This is a genomic window from Pseudomonas sp. LBUM1666 (assembly GCF_059695775.1).
The window spans coordinates 1,823,819-1,850,194 of record NZ_CP166789.1 but is presented as its reverse complement, the minus strand read 5'-3'; the positions used below and the strand labels follow the sequence as shown (position 1 = coordinate 1,850,194).

At 61.2% G+C, this 26,376-nt stretch carries 14 protein-coding genes; 7 read left to right on the top strand and 7 right to left on the bottom strand.

The features are described 5' to 3' along the window. Positions 1-25: 25 nt before the first annotated feature. The 4 genes from ACA056_RS08385 to ACA056_RS08370 all read left to right on the top strand — a co-directional run bounded on the left by ACA056_RS08385 (position 26) and on the right by ACA056_RS08370 (position 3,896). Complete coding sequence (locus ACA056_RS08385; protein WP_497273504.1) at positions 26-784, top strand: metal ABC transporter ATP-binding protein; 759 nt, start codon at positions 26-28, stop codon at positions 782-784. After that, complete coding sequence (locus ACA056_RS08380; protein WP_497271834.1) at positions 784-1,683, top strand: metal ABC transporter permease; 900 nt, start codon at positions 784-786, stop codon at positions 1,681-1,683. The genes ACA056_RS08385 and ACA056_RS08380 overlap by 1 nt, the downstream gene beginning before the upstream one ends. Then, positions 1,684-2,595 (top strand): metal ABC transporter substrate-binding protein, encoded by a 912-nt coding sequence (locus ACA056_RS08375; protein ID WP_497271832.1) that lies wholly within the window; start codon positions 1,684-1,686, stop codon positions 2,593-2,595. Between the two features lie 305 nt (positions 2,596-2,900). Beyond that, positions 2,901-3,896 carry an IS110 family RNA-guided transposase gene (locus ACA056_RS08370; protein ID WP_497265786.1) on the top strand — a complete coding sequence of 332 codons (996 nt, stop codon included), beginning with the start codon at positions 2,901-2,903 and terminating at the stop codon, positions 3,894-3,896. 143 nt (positions 3,897-4,039) lie between these two features. Here the strand turns inward: ACA056_RS08370 and ACA056_RS08365 are convergent, their stop codons facing one another. The 5 genes from ACA056_RS08365 to ACA056_RS08345 all read right to left on the bottom strand — a co-directional run bounded on the left by ACA056_RS08365 (position 4,040) and on the right by ACA056_RS08345 (position 8,607). Then, positions 4,040-4,267: an MbtH family protein gene (locus tag ACA056_RS08365; protein WP_497271830.1), complete on the bottom strand. Its 228-nt coding sequence runs from the start codon at positions 4,265-4,267 to the stop codon at positions 4,040-4,042. 81 nt (positions 4,268-4,348) lie between these two features. After that, the gene (locus ACA056_RS08360) at positions 4,349-5,761 is read right to left on the bottom strand and encodes an aspartate aminotransferase family protein (protein ID WP_497271828.1); all 1,413 of its coding nucleotides are present in this window, start codon (positions 5,759-5,761) and stop codon (positions 4,349-4,351) included. Between the two features lie 77 nt (positions 5,762-5,838). Continuing rightward, positions 5,839-6,324, bottom strand: a complete 486-nt coding sequence (locus ACA056_RS08355; RefSeq protein WP_497271826.1) for a GNAT family N-acetyltransferase — start codon at positions 6,322-6,324, stop codon at positions 5,839-5,841. Positions 6,325-6,601: 277 nt separating this feature from the next. Further along, on the bottom strand, positions 6,602-7,927 hold the full coding sequence (locus ACA056_RS08350) for an ATP-binding protein (RefSeq protein WP_497271824.1): 1,326 nt from the start codon (positions 7,925-7,927) through the stop codon (positions 6,602-6,604). Then, entirely contained in the window at positions 7,924-8,607 is a 684-nt protein-coding gene (locus tag ACA056_RS08345; RefSeq protein ID WP_046049207.1) for a response regulator, read from the bottom strand. The genes ACA056_RS08350 and ACA056_RS08345 overlap by 4 nt, the downstream gene beginning before the upstream one ends. A 153-nt stretch (positions 8,608-8,760) precedes the next feature. Between ACA056_RS08345 and dsbD the strand changes: the two genes are divergently transcribed. The 3 genes from dsbD to dsbG are packed head-to-tail and all read left to right on the top strand — an operon-like array spanning position 8,761 to position 12,109. Further along, a complete protein-coding gene (dsbD, locus tag ACA056_RS08340; RefSeq protein WP_497271822.1) occupies positions 8,761-10,497 on the top strand; it encodes a protein-disulfide reductase DsbD in 1,737 nt (578 codons plus the stop codon). Further along, positions 10,497-11,363: a TlpA family protein disulfide reductase gene (locus ACA056_RS08335; RefSeq protein ID WP_497271820.1), complete on the top strand. Its 867-nt coding sequence runs from the start codon at positions 10,497-10,499 to the stop codon at positions 11,361-11,363. Before dsbD ends, ACA056_RS08335 begins: the two co-directional genes overlap by 1 nt. Continuing rightward, entirely contained in the window at positions 11,339-12,109 is a 771-nt protein-coding gene (gene dsbG / locus ACA056_RS08330) for a thiol:disulfide interchange protein DsbG (RefSeq protein WP_497271818.1), read from the top strand. Before ACA056_RS08335 ends, dsbG begins: the two co-directional genes overlap by 25 nt. A gap of 94 nt (positions 12,110-12,203) precedes the next feature. Here the strand turns inward: dsbG and ACA056_RS08325 are convergent, their stop codons facing one another. Together ACA056_RS08325 and ACA056_RS08320 are read right to left on the bottom strand one after the other, a co-directional pair. Continuing rightward, on the bottom strand, positions 12,204-13,016 hold the full coding sequence (locus ACA056_RS08325; protein WP_497271816.1) for an alpha/beta fold hydrolase: 813 nt from the start codon (positions 13,014-13,016) through the stop codon (positions 12,204-12,206). A 194-nt stretch (positions 13,017-13,210) separates the two neighbouring features. Then, positions 13,211-26,194: a non-ribosomal peptide synthetase gene (locus ACA056_RS08320; protein WP_497271814.1), complete on the bottom strand. Its 12,984-nt coding sequence runs from the start codon at positions 26,192-26,194 to the stop codon at positions 13,211-13,213. Between the last annotated feature and the right edge of the window lie 182 nt (positions 26,195-26,376).

The window sequence follows — 26,376 nt, the reverse complement described above, 5'->3', positions numbered from 1 at the left end:
GAAAGCGGTGGGTCAATCAACGTTGATGTCGACTGACACTCCCTCTTCGCGGGCAGGCTCGCTCCCACAGGTTTCGGGTCCAACGCTGGATTTTGCGGAGGTCAGCCTGACGCTGGGTCGCACGACGATCCTCGATAACGTCACGTTTCAGGTCCAGCCCGGCAGCGTGCATGCGCTGGTCGGCCCCAACGGCGGCGGCAAAAGTTCGCTGATCAAGACTCTGCTCGGGCAGATGCCCCATCAGGGTCGTCTGAGCCTGCAATGGCCCGGCACACCAGGGACCATCGGCTACGTGCCTCAAGCCCTGGAGTTCGATCGGGGTTTGCCGATGACCGTCGACGACTTCATGGCCGCGATGTGCCAGCGGCGTCCGGCGTTCCTCGGCTTGAGCAAGCATTACGCCGCCGCGATTGGCGAAGCGCTGGAACGGGTCGGCATGCAGGACAAACGCAAGCGGCGCATGGGCGCATTGTCCGGCGGTGAACGCCAGCGGGTGTTGCTGGCTCAAGGGTTGATTCCGGTGCCGCAATTGTTGGTGTTGGATGAACCGATGTCGGCTTTGGATGAGGCCGGAATTCAGGTGTTCGAACGGCTGCTCGGCGAATGGCGTCAGAGCGGAATCACCGTGCTGTGGATCGAGCATGATCTGGAAGCGGTCGGACGGCTGGCGGATCGGGTCACGGGGCTCCATCGCCGGGTGCTGTTCGATGCCGCGCCGAAACAGGCACTGACTCCGGAACGCCTGCTGACCCTGTTTTCGACCCATCCACGGAGCGCTGCCTGATGAGTTACGAAGCCTTTCGTTTGATGGTCCAGGGTTGGGCCTCGTCGGGTTATCTGCCCGAGGCGCTGGCCTATGGATTTGTGGTCAACGCGCTGCTCGCCGGCTTGCTGATCGGCCCGGTGCTGGGCGGTTTGGGCACGTTGGTGGTGGTCAAGCGTTTCGCGTTTTTCTCTGAAGCGGTGGGCCACGCGGCGCTGACCGGCGTGGCCATCGGCATTCTGCTGGGCGAACCGTACACCGGGCCTTACGGCAGTCTGTTCGGCTACTGCTTGTTGTTCGGCATTTTGCTGAACTACCTGCGCAACCGCACGGGTCTGGCGCCGGATACGTTGATCGGTGTGTTTCTGTCGGTGTCGTTGGCGCTGGGTGCCAGTCTGCTGCTGATTCTGGCGGGCAAGATCAACGTACACATCCTCGAAAACGTACTGTTCGGTTCGGTGCTGACCGTCAACGGCAATGACCTGCTGGTGTTGGCCATCGTCAGTTCGCTGGTCATGGCCCTGGCCTTGCCGCTGTACAACCGCATTATGTTGGCCAGCTTCAATCCGCAACTGGCGGCGGTCCGTGGCGTGGCAGTGAAGACGCTGGATTATCTGTTTGTGATTCTGGTGACCCTGATCACCGTGGCGGCGGTAAAAGTCATCGGCGCGATTCTGGTCGGTGCTCTGCTGGTGATTCCAGCGGCGGCAGCGCGATTGCTCAGCCAGTCGCTGAAGGGCTTCTTCTGGTGTTCGGTGCTGATCGCTACGGTCAGCACGCTGTGCGGGATTCTCGCGCCGATTGTCTTCGACCTGCCTATCCCGTCTGGCGCCGCGATCATTCTGGTGGCCGGTATCGCCTTCGCTCTCGCCGCCATTGCGCGTGGCGTTGTCCCCAGTCTGAAAGGGAATCTCGGATAAATGTCTTTCTCTCTGCGTCAACTGACCCTGGCCGTAGCCCTGTGCGGGCTGGTCAACACAACTTTTGCGGCTGACAGCGCCAAACCGCTGCGCGTGCTGGCGTCCTTGCCGATCACTTATGGTCTGGGCGAAGTCTTGCTCAAAGGCACCGACGTCAACCTTGAACGTGCCGCGCCGGCGAACCTGCCCGGCAGCCGTCAGACCGCGTACTTCACAGGTCGTGGCGCTCCGGCGCTGGCCAAACTGGCGACCGACGCCGATGCAGTGATCGGCCTGCGCTCGCTGTGGGCGGATGACCCGCTGTACCCGATCTCCCGGCGCAGCAACATCCGTATCATCGAAGTCGACGCCGCCCGCCCGGTGGACGGCGCCCTGCCCGGCATCGCCGTGCAACCTGGCAACAAAGTCGACGGGCTGAACAGTCAGCCGTGGTTTTCAAGCAACAACATGGGGCGGATGGCGGACGTCATGGCGGCGGACCTGGTGCGCCTGGCGCCCGAGGCCAAGCCGAAGATCGAGGCCAATCTGGCAGCGCTCAAACAGCGCTTGCTCAAGTTCAGCGCCGACAGCGAAGCGCGGCTGGCGAGTGCCGACAACCTCGGCGTGATGAGCCTGAGTGATCACTTTGGCTATCTGATCGGCGGTCTCAACCTGGAGCTGATCGGCCTCGATGCGCGGCCGGATGCCGAGTGGACACCTGAAGCGCTCAAGCAATTGGGTGCGACGCTCAAGGACAATGACGTGGCGGTGGTGTTGCACCATCGACAACCGTCGGAAGCGGTGAAAGCGGTGATTGCCGAGGCTGGGAGTCGGTTGGTGGTGTTGAGTGTGGATGCGGCGGATCCGGTGGCTGAACTGGAAGGGAATGTGGATTTGGTGATCAAGGGGTTGAGCGGTAAGCCAACGGCCTAAGATCAAAAGATCGCAGCCTCGTTTCACTCGACAGCTCCTTGTATGTTGACCTTGATTCCAACGAGAGAGGTTACGCTCAAGGATTCATACAACAGCAAGTGCGTTTCTGGGGGAGGCCGATAGCTCCTGAAGGCAGGATTTGCTCCTGACCTTGTCTGTAGAGAGGCCCCCCCGCCTCATTGCCCACCACGAAGAGTATCGAGAAGCCGACAAGTCGGACTTCGCATTACAAGGTTGCAGTGGCATGAAATTCGAGGTCGGGGGAACCAGGGGCAATCTTACCGAAAGTCAGGGAAGTGAAAAGCATGAATACTCATGTCGGCATAGACATTGGTGCGCGCACGTCTGTCATGGGATGGCGGCAGAGCGGTAAAACATCAGGCCAGTGGGACGTTCAGCACACGCCCAAAGGACGTAAGGCTGCCGTGACAAAGATGTTAGGTCTCAAACCGCTGAGTGTGGTCATGGAGGCCACTGGCATTTACTACCTGGATCTTGCATTGGAGTTGCACGCTGCCGGCCTGCCGGTCTCGGTGATCAACCCCAAAAGCTTCCACAATTTTGCAAAAGTGATGCTGCAAAACAGCAAAACTGACCAGATAGACGCTCAATTGCTGGCTGAATATGGCGAGCGCATGACTCCCAGGCTTTGGGTTCCGCCTACTACCGATCAAATGACGCTGCGTGCGATTGGCCGCCATATCAATCGGCTGATTGGTCATCGAACACGAGCCAAAAACGAATTACACGCGCTACAAGCGACAGAAACGAGTGTGGAGCTGCTGATCGAGGATGAGAAAGAGGCGATTGCAGGGCTGGACACACGGATTGATCGCTTGAAGAAAGCCGCACGTGATGCCATCGCCAAATGCCCGGATCTGAGTTTACAGTTTCGCTGCATGATGGCGGCCCCCGGCGTTGGAGAAGCCTCAGCCATCGCCGCACTGGCTGAGCTGACAACCCTTCCGGTAACGCTTAAATCGGCGCAGGTAAGCCGCTATGCAGGCCTGGATGTCAGGTTGACCCAGTCAGGCACCAGCGTGAACCGGCCAGGGCGAATGTCCAAATGCGGTAATGCTTACTTGCGCGCAGCGATGTTCATGCCGGCGATGACGGCAATCCGTTGTGATGAGAGTGTGAAGGCCTTCTACGAGGCTCTGGTAGCGCGCGGCAAGAAGAAAATGCAGGCCATCGGTGCGGTCATGCGCAAATACCTAACCGGGTTATGGGCATGCATGCGTTCCGGAGAAGAATTTAATACGGCCAAGCTTTTTAGCGAAAAACATCTCGCGAAAGCTTGACCGTGAACAGAGTATCTACAGGTTTCCACGGATTCTTTGTAGGAGCTGTCGAGTGAAACGAGGCTGCGATCTTTTGATGTTCAACCCTAACAAAAAGCCCGCTGACCGTTACCGGTTCAGCGGGCTTCTTTTTGCGCGGTGACTCAGTGAGCCACAGCCGCCTGTTCTTCCATTTTCTGGCGCAAGCTCAGCGGACGCATGTCAGTCCAGACTTCTTCGATGTAGGCCAGGCATTCCTTTTTCAGGCCGCTCTTGCCCACGGTGCGCCAGCCTGCAGGCACGGCTTTGTAGTCGGGCCAGATCGAGTACTGCTCTTCGTGGTTGACCACGACCTGAAAGAGGATGTCCTCGCGGTCGAATACTGAAGTCATGGTGTTTCTCCATCGCTGTAGGGTGGGCGGCACTGCGTGCGCAGCCGTTATGTAGAAGGAACGTGTCAGAGGCTGAGAAATTTAGAGGCTGGCGGTGGCAGCAGCCATGGCCCTGCCGAAAATCTCGGCCACCCGATCGATTTCCGAAGCGGTAATCACCAGTGGCGGCAGGAAACGCACCACGCCGCCATGACGGCCGCCCAGTTCAAGAATCAAACCGCGCTTGAGGCATTCACGCTGCACCAGCGGCGCCAGTCGACCGAAGATCGGCGGATGACCCAGCGAATCCAGCTCGCCAGTCGGATCGACCAGTTCAACGCCCAGCATCAAGCCGCGACCGCGGATATCGCCTAGTTGCGGGAAGTCCCGCTGCAGGATGTGCAAGTGTTCGCTCAGGCGTTCGCCCATGGCGGCAGCGTGCTCGCAGACCTTGTGTTCGGTCAGGTAACGCATCACCGCAGAACCTGCGGCCATGGCCATTTGATTGCCGCGGAAGGTCCCGGCATGGGCGCCCGGCAGCCAGGTGTCGAGCCAGTCTCGATAGACCACCACGGCCAGCGGCAAACTGCCGCCGATGGCTTTGGACATGACCACCACGTCCGGAATGATCCCGGCGTGTTCGAAGGCGAACATCTTGCCGGTGCGGGCAAAACCGCTCTGAATTTCATCGACGATCAGCGCAACACCGGCCTTTTCGGTTATCCGCCGCAGGCCGCGCAGCCAGTCGAGATCAGCCGGGATCACCCCGCCCTCGCCCTGCACCGCTTCGACGATCACTGCGGCCGGCAATTGCACGCCAGCCTCGGGATCATTCAGCAGATTTTCCAGGTAGTTGAGATTGACCTTCACTCCTTGCGCGCCGCCGAGACCGAACGGGCAGCGGTAATCGTAGGGATACGGCATGAACTGCACACCGTTGCTGAGCAAGGCGGCCAAGGGTTTTTTCGGCCCCAGACTGCCCATCAGGCTCAGCGCACCCTGACTCATGCCGTGATAACCACCCTGAAACGACAGCACGGTGCTGCGTCCGGTGGCAGTGCGTACCAGTTTCAGCGCGGCTTCCACCGCATCGGTGCCGGTCGGGCCGCAGAACTGGATCCTGGCTTCAGCGGCCAATGCCGGCGGCAGCAGACCGAACAGGTCCTGGACAAATTGATCCTTGACCGGGGTGGTCAGGTCGAGGGTGTGCAGCGGCAGTTCATCGGTCAGCACTTGCTGGATCGCTTCGATCACCACCGGATGGTTGTGCCCAAGGGCCAACGTCCCTGCGCCCGCCAGGCAGTCAATGAAACGGCGGCCTTCGACGTCTTCGACATAAATGCCCTTGGCACGCTTGAGGGCCAGGGGAATGCGTCGCGGATAGCTGCGGGCATTCGATTCCTGCTGATTTTGACGGGCCAGCAGCGGCGATTCATTGAACTGATAAAGCATCTCGGTCGGCGCCGGAGTGATCCGGGCCGACTGATCTTCCATAAGGCTGGTAGCGACTGACATCTCTCGACCCCTCAATAAGGTTTTCCTGTTCTGGAAACGCATCAGGGCGCCGAGGATTTAGACCCTCGATCAGCTTTCTATGAAGGGGGTGTCAGCGCTTTGTACATGGGAATGGCGTGGAGCCCGGCTACGGCGAAGGTTTCGGCGCAAGGCTGGTAACCCAGATGACGGTAAAACGCTTCACTGGTGCGGGTGCTGTTGAGTCGTGCCAGGCGCAAACCCTGATCGGTCAACCAGCCTTCGAGGTCGCGCACCAGCGCTTGCCCGGCCCCGCGACGAAACCATTCCGGTTGCACATAACAGAACGCAACCTTGCCGCTGATCGCAGCCATCGCGACGCCGACCGGTTTGTCCTGCAACAGGGCGATGCTCAGGTACAACCGTGGGTCGGTCAGCCAGGGCTGCACGTGTTCGATGGTTTTGTTGTGGGTCCAGGTGGCGACGGTGAGCGGATCGTTGCGATGGTCGAGCGCGCAACCCACGCGAATGGAGCGCTCGACGATCCGGCTGATGATGCCGGCGTCGGCGGGGGTTGCCTTGCAAATGTGTAGGGGTGCATCCATGGCGCTGTTACCTCAATCCATTGAGAAAAAGCTGCCGGGGACGATAGCGCTGTAGCGAGTGGATGGCTAATGGAGAGACGTTACATTTGGTGTGCTTGCACAATCCCCCTCACCCTAACCCTCTCCCGGAGGGAGAGGGGACTGACCGAGTTGTTCTTAGAGCTACATCGACCTGAAAGTCCGAGTCGAACTCAGTTTTTGAAAAGCATGAAAATCGGCTCCCTTTCCCCCTCTCCCCCATGGGGAGAGGGCTGGGGTGAGGGGTGGCTCTCAAGATTCACACCGATTGCAACGGCATCGTCAACTCAACCCGCAACCCATCCGGCCGACTGTCGAAATGCAACGTACAACCGCAGCGCTGGACGATTGCCTGAACAATCGCCAGACCCAGGCCGCAGCCGGTGCTCTGGCCGTTACGCCAGAAGCGTTGGGTCAGATGTTGCAGATCGTCTTCGGCAATGCCGGGCCCATGGTCGCGAACCACAAACTGCACGCGGTTGCCGGTGGTTTGCAGGCTCAACTCCACCGCGCCGTCGCCCGGGGTATGCCGCAGCGCGTTGTCCAGCAGGTTGCGCAGCGCGGCAATCGACAGCACGGCGGGCATTTGCACCGGGGCGTGAGAGATTTTCGGCGGCATCTGAAATTTGATCCGCTGACGATCACCGCTGGCGGCGTCCTGAATCGCCAGTTTCGCCACCTGCTCGGCGCTGCATTGCACGCCGTCATCGAACGACAGACTGCCCTCGACCCGCGCCAGCAACAGCAATTGCTCAAGGGTCCGGTGCAAGCGATCGGCGCCCTCTTCGGCCCGGGCCAGGGATTGATCCCGAGCCGCACCTTCGGTCATGCGCGCGACTTGCAGGTGGGTCTTGATCGCCGTCAGCGGGCTGCGCAGTTCATGGGCGGCGTCACCGGTCAGGCGGCGCTCGCGTTCGATGGTCTTGCCGATCCGTTGGAACAGCTGATTCTGGGTGTCGAGCAACGGTTGCAGTTCGCTGGGCAACGGCTGGATTTGCAAGGGTTCGAGAGAGTCGGCGCTGCGGCGCATCAAGGCATCGCGCATGCGGTTGAGTGGCGCCAGCCCCTGGCCGATCCCCAGCCAGAGCAGGCACAGGCAGCCGAGCAAGGCCACGCCCACCGGCACCGAAGCGGCCAGCAGGATCGACATGTTCAGCGCCTCACGCTCGATCTGCCGATCAGCGGTGGTGATGCGCAGATCGCCGCGGGCCAGGGTGAAACTGCGCCACGGTGCGCCGTCGATCATCTGGTCGTGAAAGCCCATCTTCTCGGCTTCGAGGGTTTGTTGCGGATCGGTGTGACTGCGGGCAAGGATTTCGCCGCGCAATGAGCTGACCTGACAGGCCATGCCACCGGGGATATTCAGTTGTTCTGCGCTGAAATGGGTGCCCTCGCCCTTGCTCGGCAATGGCGGCAATTGCTCCATCAGGCCGGCGACCATCCGTGCCGACGCCACCAGCCGCTGGTCGAGGGAAAACATCATCTGGTTGCGCAGGTCGCTGAGCATCCAGGCCGCAGCCAAGGCCCAGATCAGGGCAAAAGCGGCGCCGAGTGTCAGGCTCAGGCGCAAACGCAGGCTCATCACTTTTTCAATTCCTCTCCGCCATCGGCCGGCCCCAGGCGATAGCCCAGGCCGCGCACCGTCTCGACAATGCCATTGCCGAGTTTGCGCCGCAGGTGATGGATATGCACATTGAGAGCGTTGCTTTCCAGCTCATCGTTAAAACCATAAACGCTGTCTTTCAGTTGCTCGGTGGACAGCACCCGGCCCCGGTTATGCAGCAAGGCCTGCAATAGCGACTGCTCACGACGGGAAAGGTCCACCGGCTGGCCGCCGAGCATGGTTTCGCGGCTGCTCGGGTCGTAAGTCAGGCGACCGTGCTCGATCAGGTTGACGCTGCGGCCCGCCACCCGTCGTAGCAACGTGTGTAGACGCGCGGCAAGTTCGCGCAGGTCGAAAGGCTTGAGCAAGTAATCGTCGGCGCCGGCTTGCAAGCCGTCGACGCGGTCAGTGACTGAGTCCCGGGCGGTGAGGATTAACACCGGGATTTCCAGACCGCTGTGTCGCAACTGCTGTAGCAGCTTCAAACCGTCTTCATCGGGCAGACCGAGGTCGAGCACCATCACATCGAACTCGGCGACCTTGAGCATCGCCCGGGCAGACGATGCGGTGGCGACATGCTCTACCGTCAGGCCCTGAGCGGTGAGGCCAGCGACAATGCCGCTGGCAATCAACTCGTCGTCTTCGCAAACCAGTACGTGCATGGTGAGACCTGTTGAAAAAAGGTGATTAGGCCGGTGGCCGATTAAGCGGACATTATGCCGCAAGCGCCATTGCCACAAGGCAACTGTGGTTAATCATCGGTTAATCGCGGCCTCCCATTGTGCACCTCACTTGCACAGGGATAAGGCTTACCCATGCGTCGACTGTTTGTATTTTTTGTTCTCTTGATCTCGGGTGTGGCCCAGGCAGGGACTAATCCGTTCGAGACCAAACCTGAATTTTTGCCCGTGGAAAAGGCATTCGTTTTCACTTCCGAACGCCTTGAATCGGGCGAAACACAGCTCTACTGGCAGATCAGCGACGGGTATTACCTTTATCAGAAACGCCTGAAATTCGATGGTTTGCCCGCTGAGCAGCATCCCGTATTACCTGAAGGCGAAGCGCACAGCGATGAGTTTTTTGGCGAACAGCAAGTTTATCGCCAAGGCCTGGAACTGAAGATTCCGGCAGGTGCGACCGGCCAGATCAAGGTCGGATTCCAGGGCTGCGCCGATGCCGGTTTGTGTTACCCACCGCAAACTCAGGTCGTGGATCTGGGCGGCAAATCCGCTATCGCCGCGACAAACGAAGCGCCGGATCAAGCCTTGGCCAGCGACCTGCAACAGCGGGCGCTAGGTTGGAGCTTGCTGGTGTTCTTCGGTCTGGGGCTGTTGCTGGCCTTCACGCCTTGCTCGCTGCCGATGCTGCCGATTCTGGGCGGTTTGATCGTCGGCAGTGGCGCCACGCCCAAGCGCGGTTTCGCCTTGGCCACCAGCTACGTCGTGAGCATGGCGCTGGTGTATGCGGCGATGGGCGTTCTGGCCGCGCTGCTTGGGGCGAATCTGCAGGCGTTGTTGCAGAACCCTTGGTTGCTGAGCAGTTTCGCTGCTGTGTTTGTGTTGCTGGCGTTGCCGATGTTCGGCTTCTTCGAGTTGCAACTGCCGGTGGCCGTGCGCGATCGATTGGAAAATGTCTCGCGCAATCAGCGCGGCGGTAGCCTGTTCGGTGCAGGTGTGTTGGGAGCCCTGTCCGGTTTGCTGGTGGGTCCGTGCATGACCGCTCCGCTGGCGGGCGCCTTGCTCTACATCGCGCAAAGCGGCAATGCGCTGCATGGCGGGCTGATTCTGTTCGCCATGGGCATCGGCATCGGTGTGCCTCTGTTGTTGCTGGTGACCGTCGGCAATCGCTTCCTGCCCAAACCCGGCGCCTGGATGAACCTGCTAAAGGGCGTATTCGGCTTCCTGTTTCTCGCTACCGCGTTGCTGATGCTGCGTCCGGTGCTGGATGAATCACTGTGGATTGGTTTGTGCGGTGCGTTACTGTTGATTGCCGCGTACAGCGCCTGGAAGCAGTCGGAAGGTTTCAGTCGCGTCGCCCATGTGTTCGGCGCCAGTTCACTATTGCTGGGTGTGTGGGGCAGCCTGCTGCTGATCGGTGCCGCCGGCGGCAGTGATGACTTGGTGAAGCCTTTGCAGGTCTACAGCGCTTCAAACTCGAGCAGCGCCGCAAACCCGGCCGGCCACGACGCATTCACCTCGATCAAGGACCCGGCAGCTCTGCAGCGGGAGCTCGACGCGGCACAGGCTCAGGGCCAGTGGGTGCTGCTGGACTACTACGCCGACTGGTGCGTGTCGTGCAAGGTCATGGAAAAACAGGTGTTCGGCAAAGCTCACGTACTGGAAGCCTTGAGTGATGTGCGCTTGCTACGGCTGGACGTCACCGCCGACAATGCCGCCAGCCGCGAACTGCTCGGCCGTTATAAAGTGCCGGGGCCACCGAGCCTGCTGTGGATCGGCGCCGACGGCATCGAGCGTCGCAGCCAGCGCATCACCGGCGAAGTCGATGCCGACACTTTCCTGCAACGCTGGACCACCACCCGAGACGCCCGTTAATGCTGACCTTTACCCTCGGCACTTTTGCCATCGCGCTTAATCACCTGCTGCTGATCAGTGCCCTGGCGCTGGCGACCTTCGTCGGTTGGCGGGTGGCCAAGCGCGGCGGCGAGAATCCGGAGTCGGTGCTGTTCAGCCTGTTCCTGCTGGGCATGCTGGCCGCCCGGATCGGTTTCGTGGCCGTTTACTGGGCCCATTATCGCGATGACCTTTGGCAGATCATCGACCTGCGCGACGGCGGTTTCCTCGCCTGGCCGGGCGTAATCGTACTGCTGCTTGCCGCGTTGTATCGAGGCTGGCGCCGTCCGGGCTTGCGCCGGCCGTTGGGCTTTGGCGTGGCCAGCGGCCTGGCGTTCTGGCTGCTGGCGACCTTCTCACTGACCATTTACGAACAAGGCACGCGCCTGCCGGAAATCACCCTGCGCAATGCCGCCGGTGAAACTGTGCAACTGGCTGATTACAAGGGCGGCCCGTTGGTGATCAATCTCTGGGCCACCTGGTGTCCGCCGTGCCGAAGGGAAATGCCGGTGCTGGAAAACGCCCAACAACACCGCCCGGACCTGACGTTCCTGTTCGTCAATCAGGCTGAAAGCATGCAAAGCGTCAGTACTTTTCTGGAAACCCAGGGCCTGAGCCTGTCCAACGTGCTGTTCGACGGCAGTGGCCGATTGGGCCAGGCCGTCGGCTCCATGGCGTTGCCGACTACGCTGTTCTATAGCCCCGACGGTCGCCTGCTGGGCAGCCATCTGGGTGAGCTGTCGGAAGCCAGCCTGGCCCGCGCCCTGGAAAACTTCGACACCCCGAATCCTGCCGTACCGGCCACCTCTTCAAGGAAATTGCCATGCCCCGCCTCCGCCACCTGCTGACGTTGAGCCTCGGCGCTGCCTTACTGCATTTACCGTCAGTGCAGGCCGCCGAAGAATTGCCCGAAGCGATCAAGAAAATCGAAGCCAAGGGCGCGAAAATCGTCGGCCAATTCGACGCTCCCGACGGCTTGCGCGGTTATGCGGCGCAGTACCAGAACCGTGGCTTAGCGCTGTACCTGACCCCGGATGGCAAGCACGTGCTGCTCGGCAATCTGTACGATGCCGACGGCAACGACCTGAGCAGCGCACCGTTGCAGAAGCTGGTTTACGCGCCGATGGCCAAGGAAGTTTGGGGCAAAATGGAAACCAGCAACTGGATCGGCGACGGGAAGAAAGATGCCCCACGGGTCGTCTACCTGTTCAGCGATCCGAACTGCCCTTATTGCAACGTGTTCTGGGAACAGGCACGACCATGGGTCAAGGCGGGCAAGGTGCAACTGCGGCACATCATGGTTGGCATCATTCGCGAAGACAGCCCGGGGAAATCGGCTGCACTGCTGGCCGCCAAGGATCCGCAGAAAGCCCTGGAAGACCATGAGAAGTCCGGTAAGAAAAGCTCGCTAAAAGCCCTGAAAAACGTGCCACCGGCGATTCAGGCGAAGCTGGCGGCCAACATGCAGTTGATGGAAGACCTGGAGCTGCAGGCCACCCCGGCGATTTTCTACATGGACGACAAGGGCGAGCTGCAACAACAGCAAGGCGCGCCGTCGCCGGACAAGTTGGTGCAAATTCTCGGGCCTAAGTGACCCCACCGGCCCTTTCGCGAGCAGGCTCGCTCCCACATTGGAATGCATTCCCCTGTGGGAGCGAGCCTGCTCGCGATAGCGTCCGAATGAACGACTAACTTCTTTCAGCCAAAAACTCCAACAAAGCCTCTATCACAAATTCAGGATTCTCCAGATTGGAGATATGCCCCGCCTCCGGCACCAGCACAAATGGGCAACCGATCAGCTCGGCCATTTCCCTTGTCTCTGACGGCGGCCGCGGTTTGTCCTGATCGCCACACATCAGCAGCGTGGTGTCAGGATTCAATTCGCCCAGTCGCGGCAACAGATCATCGCGCCCAAACGTAATCCGCCCCATCGGCACGATGCTCTCGCGCAGACGCTCCGCCGGCAGTGCGGCCAGTTTGGCGCGGAAGTCCTGATACAGCGCCGACTGTGGATCAATGCCCGGACGGAAGAAAATCGGCACGACGATATCGAGCAGCTGCGGCGCAATCACGCCGGTGTCTTCGATCTGTTTGAACAGTGAGAAATAGTACTGGCGAGTCGGTTCCGGCTCGACGCCGACGTAGGTGTCCATCAGCACCAGACCATTGATCCGCTGCGGCGCCGACAGCGCCAGACGCACGCCCCACATGCCGCCGACCGAGAGACCGACCAGCGTGACACGGTCGATGTCCAGATGATCGAGCAGCGCCAGTGCCTGGCGCGCTACGTCATCCAGCGACCTTGTGCACTCGGGCATCCGCCCGGAATCACCATGGCCCCACAGGTCCAGAGCAATTACCCGGTATTGCTGCGACAGGGCGGCGATCTGCGGCGCCCACATGGCCTGGTCCCACAGATAACTGCCGGCCAGCAGAACGGCAGGGCCGGTGCCTTGATCAATGTAGTGAAGGGGTTGTCCGTCTATTGTTGCGAAGGGCATCAGCTGTCTCCTCACCAAAAATGGAGCAGGCAGACTGGGCTGCTGTGGCTCTACAGTCAACCTTGTGGAGTTTGTGCCGGCCTCATCGCGAGCAAGCTCGCTCCCACAATGGGACTGTGTTCACAGAACCACTGTGGGAGCGAGCTTGCTCCGGGCGGCGTTCCGACGATGGGGCCAGAACAGACGCTAGAGCATCAAAGCCCCTCCAACTCCGCCATCAGGTCATTGAGGCGATCCACCTTCTCCTCAGTTATGTCGCTCGCCGCCAATCCGTCGATGTACTCGGCCAACTCCGCCACCGTGCTGCATTCAAACATCGCCCGCAGCGGCACATCACGTTGCAGGGCTTTCTGCACCCGCGAAGCGATCTGCGTCGCCAGCAATGAATGTCCGCCCAGCTCGAAGAAGTTGTCGCAAATACCAACCTTCTCGATCTTCAGCACCTCGGCCCAGATATCCGCCAGCGTCTGCTCCAGTTCATTGCGCGGCGCCTGGTAGTCCTGACTCTGCAACTGGCCGATTTCCAGCACTGGCAGTGCGTTGCGATCAAGCTTGCCGTTGGCGTTGAGCGGCATGCGATCCAGCCATAGCCAGTGCAGCGGCACCATGTATTCCGGCAGTTCAGCGCGCAGGCGTTGTTTGATGCGTTCCAGTCGCTCCGTTGGATTGATCAAAGAATCAGCCGCTACCAAATAGCCGACCAGATGTTTGCCGTTGACGCCTTCCTGCACGCCGACTGCGGCTTCACGCACTTCCGGTTGCTCATGCAAACGCGCTTCGATTTCACCTAGTTCGATGCGGTAGCCGCGAATCTTCACTTGATGGTCGATCCGCCCGACGTATTCCAGCACGCCGTCACTGCGCCGGCGGGCCAGGTCGCCAGTGCGATACAGACGATCCCCCGGCGCGCCAAACGGGTTGGGCACAAACACTTGAGCCGTGCGCAACGGATCACTGACGTAGCCACGGCCGACACCGGTACCCGCGACGCACAACTCACCCACCGTACCCAACGGCACCAACTCCAAGGCACCGTCAAGCAAGTACAAACGGTTGTTGTCGGTCGGCGTACCAATCGGCAGGTAACTGCCACGGGTCGACGCCATGTCAACGCGGAAGAATGCTACGTCGTCCGAGCATTCCGCCGGACCGTAAGCATTCACCAGCCCGATCTCCGGGTAGCGCAGCAGCCACTGGTGCGCCAGCTCCGGCGGCATCGCTTCACCGGTCGGCAGCATCCAGCGCAGGCCGTCAAGGCTCATGCGTTCCTGGGCGAACATGCCCTGAATCAGCGACGGCACGCTTTCCAGCACGGTAATGCCCTGGGTCGACACATGTGCCAGCAACCCTTGCGGATCATGGGCGATGGTGTTCGGCACGATGTCCACCCGAGCGCCGAACAGCGGTGCGGCGAGGAACTGCCAGACAGAAATATCGAAACTTTGCGAGGCAGTCTGGGCGATCACATCAGCATCGCTCAAGTTCAGGTAAGGCACCTTGCTCAACTGGTTATTGAGCATGCCGCGCTGTTCGACCATCACGCCTTTCGGCAGGCCGGTCGAGCCCGAGGTGTAGATCACGTAGGCGAGGTTGTCCGGGGCGCTGTAGATGCCCGGGTTGGCAACCGAAATATCGCTGGCTTGCACCTCGTCCCAGACCAACAACTTCGGCCGGTTGGCGCAACCGAACTCATCCAGCAGCGCCAGCGCTTGCTCGCGGCAGGCCTGAGAACACACCAGCAACGGCGTGCGGCTCAGGTCGATGATCCGGCTCAGACGCTGACTCGGCAGGCCCGGATCCAGAGGCAAGTAACCGGCGCCAGCCTTGAAGCTGCCGATGATCATGCCCAGCAGATCGAGGTTGCGTTCAGCCAGCAACGCCACCGGTTGATCCAGCCTCACGCCAGCGGCGATCAAGGCATGACCGAGACGGTTACTGCGCTCATTCAGCTCAAGGTAACTGTGCTGCTGATCCAGGCAACTGGCGGCAATGCGCTGTGGATGCTCGGCGACCTGCGCTTCAAACAATGAGACATAACTCTGCTCCAGCGGGTAATCGTGTTCGCTCTGGTTGCAGCCGTGGAGCAGAAAGTCTTGCTCATCAAAGCCCAACAGCGGCAGATCGGCCATATCACCGTGGAAACCTTCGACCAGTGCCAGCAGCAACCGCTTGAACTCGCCGAGCATGCGCTCGACGGTCGACTCATCGAAATAACGCTGGTCGTAAGACAGGTGCAAGCCCAGGTCATCGCCCGGATAGCAGACCGCCGTCAGCGGGAAGTTGGTGTGGGTGCGGCCCGAATCCGAGGTCGCGTTGAGGCTCTGCGCACGGTCCAGCACCGAGACTTCCACCGGGGCGTTTTCGAACACGAACAGGCTGTCGAACAACGGCTGGCCCTTGGGCAGTTCACTGTTTTCCTGAATGCTCACCAGCGGCAGGTATTCGTACTCGCGCAGTTGCATGTTGCTGTCGAGCAAACCGCTCAGCCATTGACGAACGCTGCAGCGCTGATCGTCTTCCGGCATTTTCACCCGCAGCGCGATGCTGTTGATAAACAGCCCGACGGTGCGCTGCATCTCCGGCATTTCTACCGGACGCCCGGCCACCGTGACGCCGAATAGCACGTCGCGATCACCGCTCAAACGGCGCAACACCAACGCCCACGTTGCTTGGGCAAAGGTGTTGATGGTCAGTTGATGGGCTTGAGCCAATTCTCGCAGTTGTGCACCGTCACGGGCATCGAGCCTTGTGTAGCGGTCGCCGACGATCATGCCGCCGCTTTCGCCAGCATGTTCGCGCAGGAATGGCCGGTCGCTCGGAATCGGCGTGGTCCGCTCGAAGCCTTGCAGATTGGTTTTCCACCACTGCAGCGCCTCGGCCAGGCTCTGGCGTTGCAGCCAGCCGATGTAGTCGCGATAACGCGGTGGCAAGGCCAGCTGCGCGTCCCGGCCTTCGCCCAGCGCGGTGTAGATTTCGAAGAAATCGTTCATCAGCAGCGAACGGCACCAGGCATCGATGAGGATGTGGTGGTTGCTCATCATGAACCAGTAGCGCGCCGCGCCGACCTTGATCAGGCGCAGGTGGAACGGTGCCTGATTGAGCAGATCGAACCCGGCCTCGCGCTCGCTTTTGAGCAGCGCCTGCAACGTCGGCTCCTGCTCGGCTTCGGCGATTGCCGTCCAGTCCAGATACTCGATCGGCGTGGTGCCCGGCTTGTGGATAACTTGCAGCATGTCTTCACCGACGTTCCAGCAGAACGACGCGCGCAGGGCTTCGTGACGGGCGATCACCGCTTGCCAGGCCTGGGCGAAACGTTGCGGGTCGAGCTCGCTGTTGATGCGGTAGCGATCCTGCATGTAGTAGAGGCCGGTGCCCGGTTCCAGCAAGGTGTGCAGCAGCATGCCTTCCTGCATCGGCGTCAGCGGGTAGACGTCTTCGATGACGGCGGCCGGGATGGGCAACGCGTCGAGTTGCGGCTGAGTCAGTTTCGCCAACGGGAAGTCCGACGGCGTCAGGCCTCCCGCATCGTCGCGCAGGCAATGTTCGATCAGGCTTTGCAATTCGCCGAGGTAAGCGTCTGCCAGCTCAGTGATGGTCTGCAGATCGTGGCGTTCGGCGCTGAAGGTCCAACGCAGCACCAGCTCACCGCCATAGACCTGACTGTCGACGCTCAGCTCATTGGGCAACGGCGCGCGAGGATCATGGGCCGCGCCGATCGCTTCATCGAGAGGACGGAACAAGGCGTCCGCGCCGAAGCTCTGGTCGAACTGGCCGAGGTAGTTGAAGGTGATCGGTGCCACCGGCAAGGCTGCCATGGCCTGCCGGCTCGAGTCATCGGCGAGATAGCGCAACACACCATAACCCAGACCTTTGTGAGGCACCGCGCGCAGTTGTTCCTTGATCGCCTTGATCGAAGCGCCCTGCCCGTCCGCTGGCGTCAGCCGCAGCGGATAAGCGCTGGTGAACCAGCCGACGGTGCGGGTCAGGTCGATCTCGTCGAAGAGCGTTTCGCGGCCGTGACCTTCGAGTTGAATCAGCGCCGATTCGTGACCGCTCCAGCGGCATAGCACCCGGGCCAATGCAGTCAGCAGCAAGTCGTTGACCTGAGTGCGATAGGCGCTCGGTGCCTGTTGCAACAATTGGCGAGTGCGCTCGCTGTCGAGGCGCACGCTGACGGTTTGCGCATGACAATTCTGCCGGCCACCCTCAGGGCGATCACACGGCAATTCGGCGTTTTCACCCGCCAATTGCGACTGCCACCAGCTCAATTCTTCGCGCAGGGATTCACTGCCGGCATACGCTTGCAAACGTGCCGCCCAGTCCTTGAAGGCGCTGGTTTTTGCTGGCAGTTTCACGGACTGTTGAGCGTCCAGTTGGCGATACACCGTTTGCAAATCGTCCAGCAACACCCGCCACGAAACCCCATCCACGACCAAGTGGTGAATGGCAATGAACAGCCGCTGTTGCCCCTCGGGACCATCGACCAGCAGCGCGCGCATCAGCGGCCCTTCCTCAAGGTCGAGGCTGCGCTGGGCATCGGCGAACAACGCCGCGCATTTGTCCATGGATGAAACGCGCACTTGCCACAGCACCGGCGCGTCGGAAACCGTTTGGTGCTCGGCCTGCCATTGCCCTGCAATTTCAGAGAAGCGCAAACGCAAGGCGTCGTGCTGCTCGATCACTGCCAGCAGTGCTTGCTCCAGGCGATGAGGTTCCAGCACCACGGTGGTTTCCAGCAGCAATGCCTGGTTCCAGTGTTGGCGCTGGGGGATGTCGGCGTCGAAGAACCAGTGCTGGATCGGCGTCAAACGTGATTCGCCGGTCAGCAAACCTTGTTCGGCGGTGATCTGCTCGGTGCGGGTCGCCACGGCGGCCAGGGTCTGCACGGTCTGGTGCTGGAACAGGTCACGCGGGCTGAAGTGAATGCCCTGCTGCCGCGCACGGCTGACCACTTGGATCGACAGAATCGAGTCGCCGCCCAGTTCAAAGAAGTTGTCGTTGAGGCCGACCTGCAGAACGTTCAGCACTTCGCACCAGATACCGGCCAACGTCAGTTCAAGCTCATTGCTCGGTGCCACGTACTGCTGACGGTTCAGCTCCGGGTCCGGTGCCGGCAATGCGCGGCGGTCGAGTTTGCCGTTGGCGGTCAGCGGCATGCTGGCCAGCAGGATTAAATGATTTGGCACCATGTAATCCGGCAGTTGCGATTTGAGGTGCGCCTTCAACGCCTCACGCAGTGTGTGTTGTTGCGCTTCGTCTTGCTCGGCGACTTCAGTCACCAGATAGCCGACCAGTTGTTTACCGCTTGGGGCATCCAGCGCCAGCACCACGGCTTCACGGATCGATTCATGTTCCAGCAGACGGGTTTCGATTTCGCCCAGTTCGATGCGGAAACCTCGAATCTTCACTTGATGGTCAATACGTCCGAGGTATTCCACCAGACCATCGGCGCGCTGGCGCACCAGGTCGCCAGTGCGGTACAGACGCCCGCCATTGGCGGCGAACGGATCAGCTACAAAACGTTCCGCTGTCATGCCCGGACGCTGGTGATAACCCTGCGCCAGACCGGCGCCGCCGACGTACAACTCGCCCGTTGCCCCTTGCGGCACCAACGCCAGATCAGCGTCGAGGATGTAGGCCGCGCGCGCGCCGATCACGCTGCCGATCGGCACACTGCCCAAGCCTTCTTCCAATTGCTCGGGCGCCAGACTGGCCAGGGGCATGACCACGGTTTCAGTCGGGCCGTAGGCGTTGAAAAACAGACTCGGCTTGAACGCCGCGCGAATTCGCGTCAGGTGTTCGCCGGTCAAGGCTTCACCGCCGGTGATGCACATGCGCACTGGCAGGATTTCGCCCTGAGTCGCCAGCCACTGCGCCAATTGGCTGCCGTAGCTCGGGGTGAAGCCGAGGATATTGATGTTGTGACGGCGAATCAGACCGCAGATTTCTTCCGCGTCCCACTGGCCTTGAGCGCGCAACACAACTTGAGCACCACTCAACAGCGGCACCAGCAAACGCTCGGTGGCCGCATCGAAGTTGATGGAATAGAAGTGCAGCTCGCAGTCGTCCGGGCGCATGCCGAAACGCTCGATCACGGCGCGGCAGTGCATGGCGATTTCACCGTGGGACACCACCACGCCTTTCGGTTTTCCGGTGGAGCCCGAGGTGTAAATCAGGTACGCCTGATGCTGCGGCAGGCTGATAAACGGCAGCTCGGTGGCCGGGTAGTTGGCCAGTTCTGCTGCGTCCTCCTCCAGGCACCAACGTGCGACAGTTACCGGCAGGTCGCCGAGCGCGTCGAACATTGCTGCATCGCTGAGCAGCAAACCGATGCCGCTGTCTTCGATCATGTAGTGCAAACGATCCAGCGGGTATTCCGGGTCCAGCGGCACGTAGGCGCCGCCCGCCTTGAGGATCGCCAGTAGGCCGACGACCATTTCCAGCGAACGCTCAAGCGCCAGCCCCACCCGAACCTGCGGCCCGACGCCACGCTCGCGGAGCATCCAGGCCAGGCGATTGGCACGGCTGTCGAGTTCGGCATAGCTCAGGGTTTGCCCGGCGAAGGTCAGGGCCGGCGCGTCTTTGCGGGCCAGGGCCTGCTCGCTGAACAGGTGATGAATGCACTGGTCGAGGCGATGTTCGCCCGGCTCGGCGCCGAGGCTGTCGAGCAGGTTTTGCTGTTCGGTGGCTTCCAGCAGCGGCAGTTCACTGAGGCGCTGTTGCGGATCGGCCAGCAGCGCTTCCAGCAGGTTGCGCCAATGCCCGGCCATGCGTGCAATGCGCGGTTCATCGAACAGATCGGTGCTGTAGGTCAGGCAGCAACCCAGGCGATGGTCGAGGTCGGTGACTTCCAGGTTGAGGTCGAACTTGGTCGCCCGCGCATCGTTGGCCAGGTATTCGACGGTCATACCGGCGAGTGTGCGGCTCTGCTGGAATTCCCAGCGCTGCACGTTGCACATCACCTGGAACAACGGGTTGTACGCCGCGCTGCGCGGTGGCTGCAAGGCTTCCACCAAGTGATCGAACGGCAGGTCCTGGTGGGACTGGCCTTCGATCACGGTGTGGCGAACCTGCTCGAACAACTCACCCACGGACATCTGCCCGTCGAGCTGGCAACGCAGCACCTGAGTGTTGAGGAACGCACCGATCAGCCCTTCGCTTTCCGGACGAATCCGGTTGGCCACCGGCGCGCCGATGCGCAGGTCGGTCTGGCCGCTGTAGCGGTAAAGCAGCACCGCCAGCGCGGCGGTCATGGTCATGAACAGGGTCAGACCGTTTTGTGCGTTGAAGGCACGAACGCGCGCGGCAAGATCATCGCTCAGGTCGAAACGGAACAGTTCGCCCTGATGGCTTTGCACCGGTGGACGCGGACGGTCGCCCGGCAATTCCAGCAGCGGATGTTCGCGGCCCAGTTGCGCGGTCCAGTAGTCGAGTTGGCGCTGACGTTCACCGGACTCCAGCCACTGGCGCTGCCAGACGCTGTAATCCAGGTATTGCACCGGCAGCGGTTCCAGCGGCGATTCGCGGTCATCGACGAAGGCCTCGTAGAGCGCGCTCAGTTCCCGGGCGAAGATGTCCATCGCCCAGCCTTCGGTGACGATATGGTGCAGGGTCAGTACCAGGTAATGCTCCTGCTCGGCGGTCTTGACCATGCAGGCGCGCAGCAGGGGTCCGGTTTCCAGATCGAACGATGTATGGGCTTCGTCGTCGGCCAGTTGCTGCACCGCCCACTCGCGGCCATCGGCATCCAGCGCGGTGAAATCCTTCCAGTCCATGCGCATCCCGGTTTGCGGGTGAACTTGCTGCCGGGCCACGCCATTGATGCTCGGGAACGTGGTACGCAGGGTTTCATGACGCATGATCAGTGCTTGCAGCGCGGCTTCGAAGCGCCCGACATCGAGTACCCCGCGCAGCCGCGCCATGCCGCCGACGTTGTAGGCCGGGCTGTCCGGTTCCATCTGCCAGAGGAACCACATGCGCTGCTGGGAATAGGACAACGGCACCGGTTGGCTGCGGTCGACCTTTTCGATCGGCGGCTGCTGGTTGGTTTTGCCGCTGGCCTGGATCAGTTGAACCTGCCCGGCAAACGCGCCCAGCTCACTGTTTTCGAACAGCGCGCGCAGCGGCAACTCCACGTCGCAGGACTGACGAGTGCGGGAGATGATTTGCGTGGCCAGCAAGGAATGGCCACCGAGAGCAAAAAAGTCGTCGCGAAGACCGATCTGTGTTTGGCCCAGCACTTCGCGCCAGATGCCGGCGATTTGTTGCTCGAGGGCAGTGACTGGTTCGACGTGCTCGCGGACTTGCCATTGGGGTTCCGGCAAGGCGCGACGATCGAGTTTGCCGCTTGGGCTCAGGGGCATTTCGTCCAGGCGCATGAGTTGCGCTGGAACCATGTACTCCGGCAGCTCAGCCGCCAGCGCGGTTTTCAGGCGTGCGGTTTGAGCATCAACCTCTTCTGTGGAATCGGTTGCGGTGTAGTAACCGATCAACTGTCCGCCGGCCGCCGTTTCGCGCACCAGCACCACGGCTTGAGCGACGCCGTCCTGAGCCAGCAATCGTGCTTCGATTTCTTCCGGTTCAACGCGGAAGCCACGCAGTTTGACCTGCTGATCGAGACGACCGAGGTATTCGATCACGCCGTCGGCGGTCCAGCGCGCGCGGTCGCCGGTACGGTATAAACGCGCGCCCTGCTCGCCCAATGGATCAACGACAAAACGTTCTGCAGTCAGGCCCGGACGGCCCAAATAGCCACGGGCCAGACCGATACCGCTGATGCACAGTTCACCCGGCACACCGGCAGGCACGGGATTGAGTGCCTCATCGAGCACGCGGCACAGCACATTGCCCAGCGGACGACCAATCGGCGAGCGTTCGCCATCGGCGCTGGTGCAGTGCCAATGAGTGACGTTGATCGCGGTTTCGGTCGGGCCGTAGCGGTTGTGCAATTGCACGGCTGGCAGTTGTTCCAGCACGCGGTTGCGCAGTTCGGCAGGCAAAGCTTCGCCACCGGAGAATACGCGGCGCAGGCGGGTGCATTCAGCGGTGAGCGGTTCGTCGATGAACAACGAAAGCAGCGGCGGCACAAAGTGCAGCGTGGTCACGCCGAACTGTTGAACCAATTGCGCAATACGATGCGGATCACGGTGTTCGCCGGGACCGGCAATCAACAAACGTGCACCAGTAATCAGCGGCCAGAAGCACTCCCACACCGACACGTCGAAGCTGATCGGTGCCTTTTGCATCAGCACGTCGGTGTCGTTCAAACGATAGGTGTTCTGCATCCATTGCAGGCGTTCGGCGAGGGCTGCGTGGGTGTTGCCGACGCCCTTCGGCTGGCCGGTGGAACCGGAGGTGTAAATCACGTACGCCAGGTTGTCGCCGTGCAAGTGCAGGCCCGGTGCGTGGCTCGGCCAGCTCTCCAGATGCAAGGCGTCCATGGCGATCACGCTGACGCCATCGGTGGCCGGCAAGCGCTCAAGCAATTGGGTTTGGGTCAGCAGCAATTCGACGCCGCTGTCGCTGAGCATGTAGGCCAGGCGTTCAGCCGGGTAATCCGGGTCCAGCGACACGTAGGCGCCACCGGCCTTGATGATCGCCAGCAGGCCGATCAGCAACTGTGGCGAACGCTCGGCGGCAATGGCCACGCAGACGTCCGGACCGACGCCTTTGTCGCGCAGGTAATGGGCCAGGCGATTGGATTGGGTGTGCAGTTCGGCAAAGTCCATGGCGCCACCGTCCCACATCAGGGCGGTGCGCTCCGGGGTCAGGCGAGCCTGTTCGTTGAGCAATTCCGGCAGCCAAACGCTGGCCGGTGTGCACGGCGCGGTGCTCCACGATGTTTGCTGATCGTGTTCGCTCGGGGTCAGCAGTTGCAAATCGCCGATCGTGGTTTTCGGTTGCTCGCAGATCGCTCGCAGCAGGTTGCTGAAATGCTCGGCCAGGCGCTCGATGGTCGCGGTGTCGAACAGTTCGCTGGCGTAGTCGAAGGACAGGCTCAGGCGACCCTTTTGGTCTTCCTCGCTGTGCAATTGCAGGTCGAACTTGGCTTCGCGGCTGTGCCACGGCAGCTCTTCGGCCAGCAACCCAGGCAGGCGACGCAGTGCGCTCAAGTCCCGTTGCTGATGGTTGAACATGACCTGGAACAAACCTTGCTCGCGGGCTTGCGGGAAGGCTTCGAGCAATTGTTCGAACGGCAGATCCTGATGCGCTTGTGCGCCCAACGCGGCCTGACGGGTTTGCGCCAGCAGCTCCACGAATGGCAGCTGCGAATCCAGTTCGGCGCGCAGCACCTGGGTGTTGATGAAGAAGCCGATCAGTCCTTGGGTTTCCAGGCGCGGACGGTTGGCGTTCGGCACGCCGATGCGGATGTCGCATTGGCCGCTGTAGCGGTGCAGCAGGCTCTGGAACGCGGCGAGCAACAGCATGAACGAGGTGGATTCATGGGCCTGGGCGGTCTGGCGGATGGCATCGCTCAGGGTCGCGCCCAGCTTCACAGAATGGCGGGCAGCCGTGTGAATGTGGTGCGCCGAACGCGGATGATCAGTGGCCAGGCTCAGGGTCGGATGATCAAAGCCCAATTGCGCTTTCCAGTAAGCCAGCTGACGCTCGCCCTCCCCTTGCGCCAGCCATTGACGCTGCCAGCTGCCGTAATCGGCGTACTGGGTCGGCAATACCGGAAGTGTCGCCTTTTGTCCTTGTGACGCGGCGGCATACAGGCGCGAGAACTCGTCGATCAGCACGTTCAGCGACCAGCCGTCGGCGATGATGTGATGCAGCGTCACCAACAGTTGATGGTCCTCTTCATCGAGGCGCACCAGGGTCACCCACAGCAGTGGGCCTTTCTCCAGGTCGAATTGAGTACGGGCTTCGTCTTCACGGATTTGCTGCGCACGGACTTCACGCTCGGCAACTGGCAGGTCACTGATATCGATGAGTTGCAGGTTGAATTCGCTCACTGCATCGACCTGTTGCAGCGCCACACCATCACGTTCGAAGAACCGCGTACGCAGGGATTCGTGACGTTCGATCATCTGCTGGAAACTGGCGCGCAAGGCGTCTTCATCCAGTTCGCCGCGCAGGCGCAAGGCGCCGGGAATGTTGTAGGCGCTGCTTTGCGGGTCGAGCTGCCAGGTAATCCACAGGCGGTTTTGCGCAAGCGATTGCGGCATGGCATCGGTGCGCGACAGCGGGGTGATCGCGCCTTGGGCGAGTCCGCCGTCCTGCTGTTGCTGAGCGACTGCGGCGGTAAACGCGCCAAGGGTCGGCGCTTCGAACAGCAGGCGCAGGTTCAGCTCCAGACCGAGTGCTTCGCGCAGACGCGCGACTACCTGAGTGGCGGCAATGGAGTTACCACCGAGCAGGAAGAAGTGATCGTCGGCGCTGATCTGTTTGACCTGCAGTTGCTCGCACCAGATCTGGCCGATCAAGGTTTGCAGTTCAGAAGCCGTTTCGGTTTTCCCTACGCTGTCGGTGACCGCCGACGGGAACAGCGCATAGCTGTCGAGGCTGCCGTCCGCCAGGCGATTGCGGCATGCCGAGCGTTGCAGTTTGCCGCTGGAGGTTTTGGGCAACGCGCCCGGATTGAGCAGCACCACCACACTTGGCGCTTCCTGATACGCCTCCGCCACGGCTTGGCGGATGGCTTTGATCAGGGCGTCGGGCGGGAGGATTTTCTGCACGCTGCGGCTGATTTCCGCCGCAATGCCGATGCCTTCCTGACCCTCGATGTTCACGGTAAAAGCGGCGACACGACCTTTGCGCACCACTTCCACTTCGCGCTCGATGGTTTGCTCGATGTCCTGTGGATAAAGGTTGTGGCCACGGACGATCAACATGTCTTTCAGGCGACCGGTGATGAACAGTTCACCGTTGCGCATAAAGCCCAGGTCGCCGGTACGCAGCCAGGTACGGCCAGCGTGCTGAACGAAGGTTGTGGCGCTGGCTTCGGGGTTGCGCCAATAGCCGTGGGCGATGCTCGGCCCGGCGGCCCAGACTTCGCCGACCGTGTTGTCAGTCAACTCGTTGAGGGCTGTCGGATCGACAATCAGCACCGCGTGATCCGGCTGACTGATGCCGCAACTCATGACCGCGCTGCCCTCACCTGGCTCCGCACGGTTTTGTGCCAGGGCTTGATCGTCCACGCGCAGGTTGCCAATGCCCTGACCGCGAGGGCTGCCGGCCACGAACAGCGTCGCTTCGGCCAACCCGTAGGACGCCATGAAACTGTCTTGGGTGAAACCGCAGGCCGCGAACTTCTCGGCGAAGCGATCCAGCGTATCGAGGCGAATCGGTTCGGAACCGGAATACGCCACGCGCCAGCCGCTCAGGTCGAGGCGTTCCAGGGCCGATTCACTGACCCGCTCGCTGCACAACCGATAGGCAAAATCCGGCCCGCCGCTGATGGTGCCGCCGTACTCGCTGATCGCTTCCAGCCAGCGCAACGGTCGGCCGAGGAAATACGCCGGTGACATCAACACGCACGGCACGCCACTGAAAATCGGCTGCAACAGACCGCCGATCAGGCCCATGTCGTGGTACAGCGGCAACCAGCTGACGATCACGTCGTCAGGATTCAGATCGATGCCGAAGCCTTGGCGAATCAGCAGCTCGTTCGCCACCAGGTTGCCGTGGCTGACTTGCACCCCTTTAGGCAACGCGGTGGAGCCGGAGGTGTATTGCAGAAACGCGATATCGTCGTCTGCAAGGTTCGGCGCCACCCAATGTTCGGCCAATGCACTGTCGAGCGTATCGACACACAGCAACGGCGGCGCGCCTTCAATTTGCTGCAACGCATCGCGCAGGCCGGCGCTGGTCAGCAGCAGACGCGGTTCGGCATCGCTAATGATCGACAACAAACGTTCCTGATGATGACGACGCGCCGACTCCGGTGGATAGGCCGGCACCGCGATCACACCGGCGTACAGGCAGCCAAAGAACGCCGCGACGTAATCCGGGCCACTGGGGAACAGCAGCACCGCGCGATCGCCAAACGCAGCCTCGGCCTGCAACGCGCCAGCAATGGTCCGCGCGCGCTGATCCAGTTCGCGATAACTGAGCACCACAGCCTGATCCTGGGTTTCGGCGAGAAAACGCAAGGCCACCCGGTCCGGCGTCAGGGCCGCTCGGCGCTGAAGGGCTTGGACCAGTGTGCTGGGGAGTTCGAACGCGTCGGTCATGAGGTTTCCTGCCTGAATTCGGCTTGCAAGTGGAATCGGTTTTCTAACGTCACGCCCCTTCGAGGGCGTGCAGGGCGCGGTCTTCGCCGACCGCGCAAGGCTTGGGAATGCTGTTTTGGCCGCAGCCGCTACCCGGAACCATTCACCAATGAGAACGGTTGACGTCTTGAAATAATTAGTCC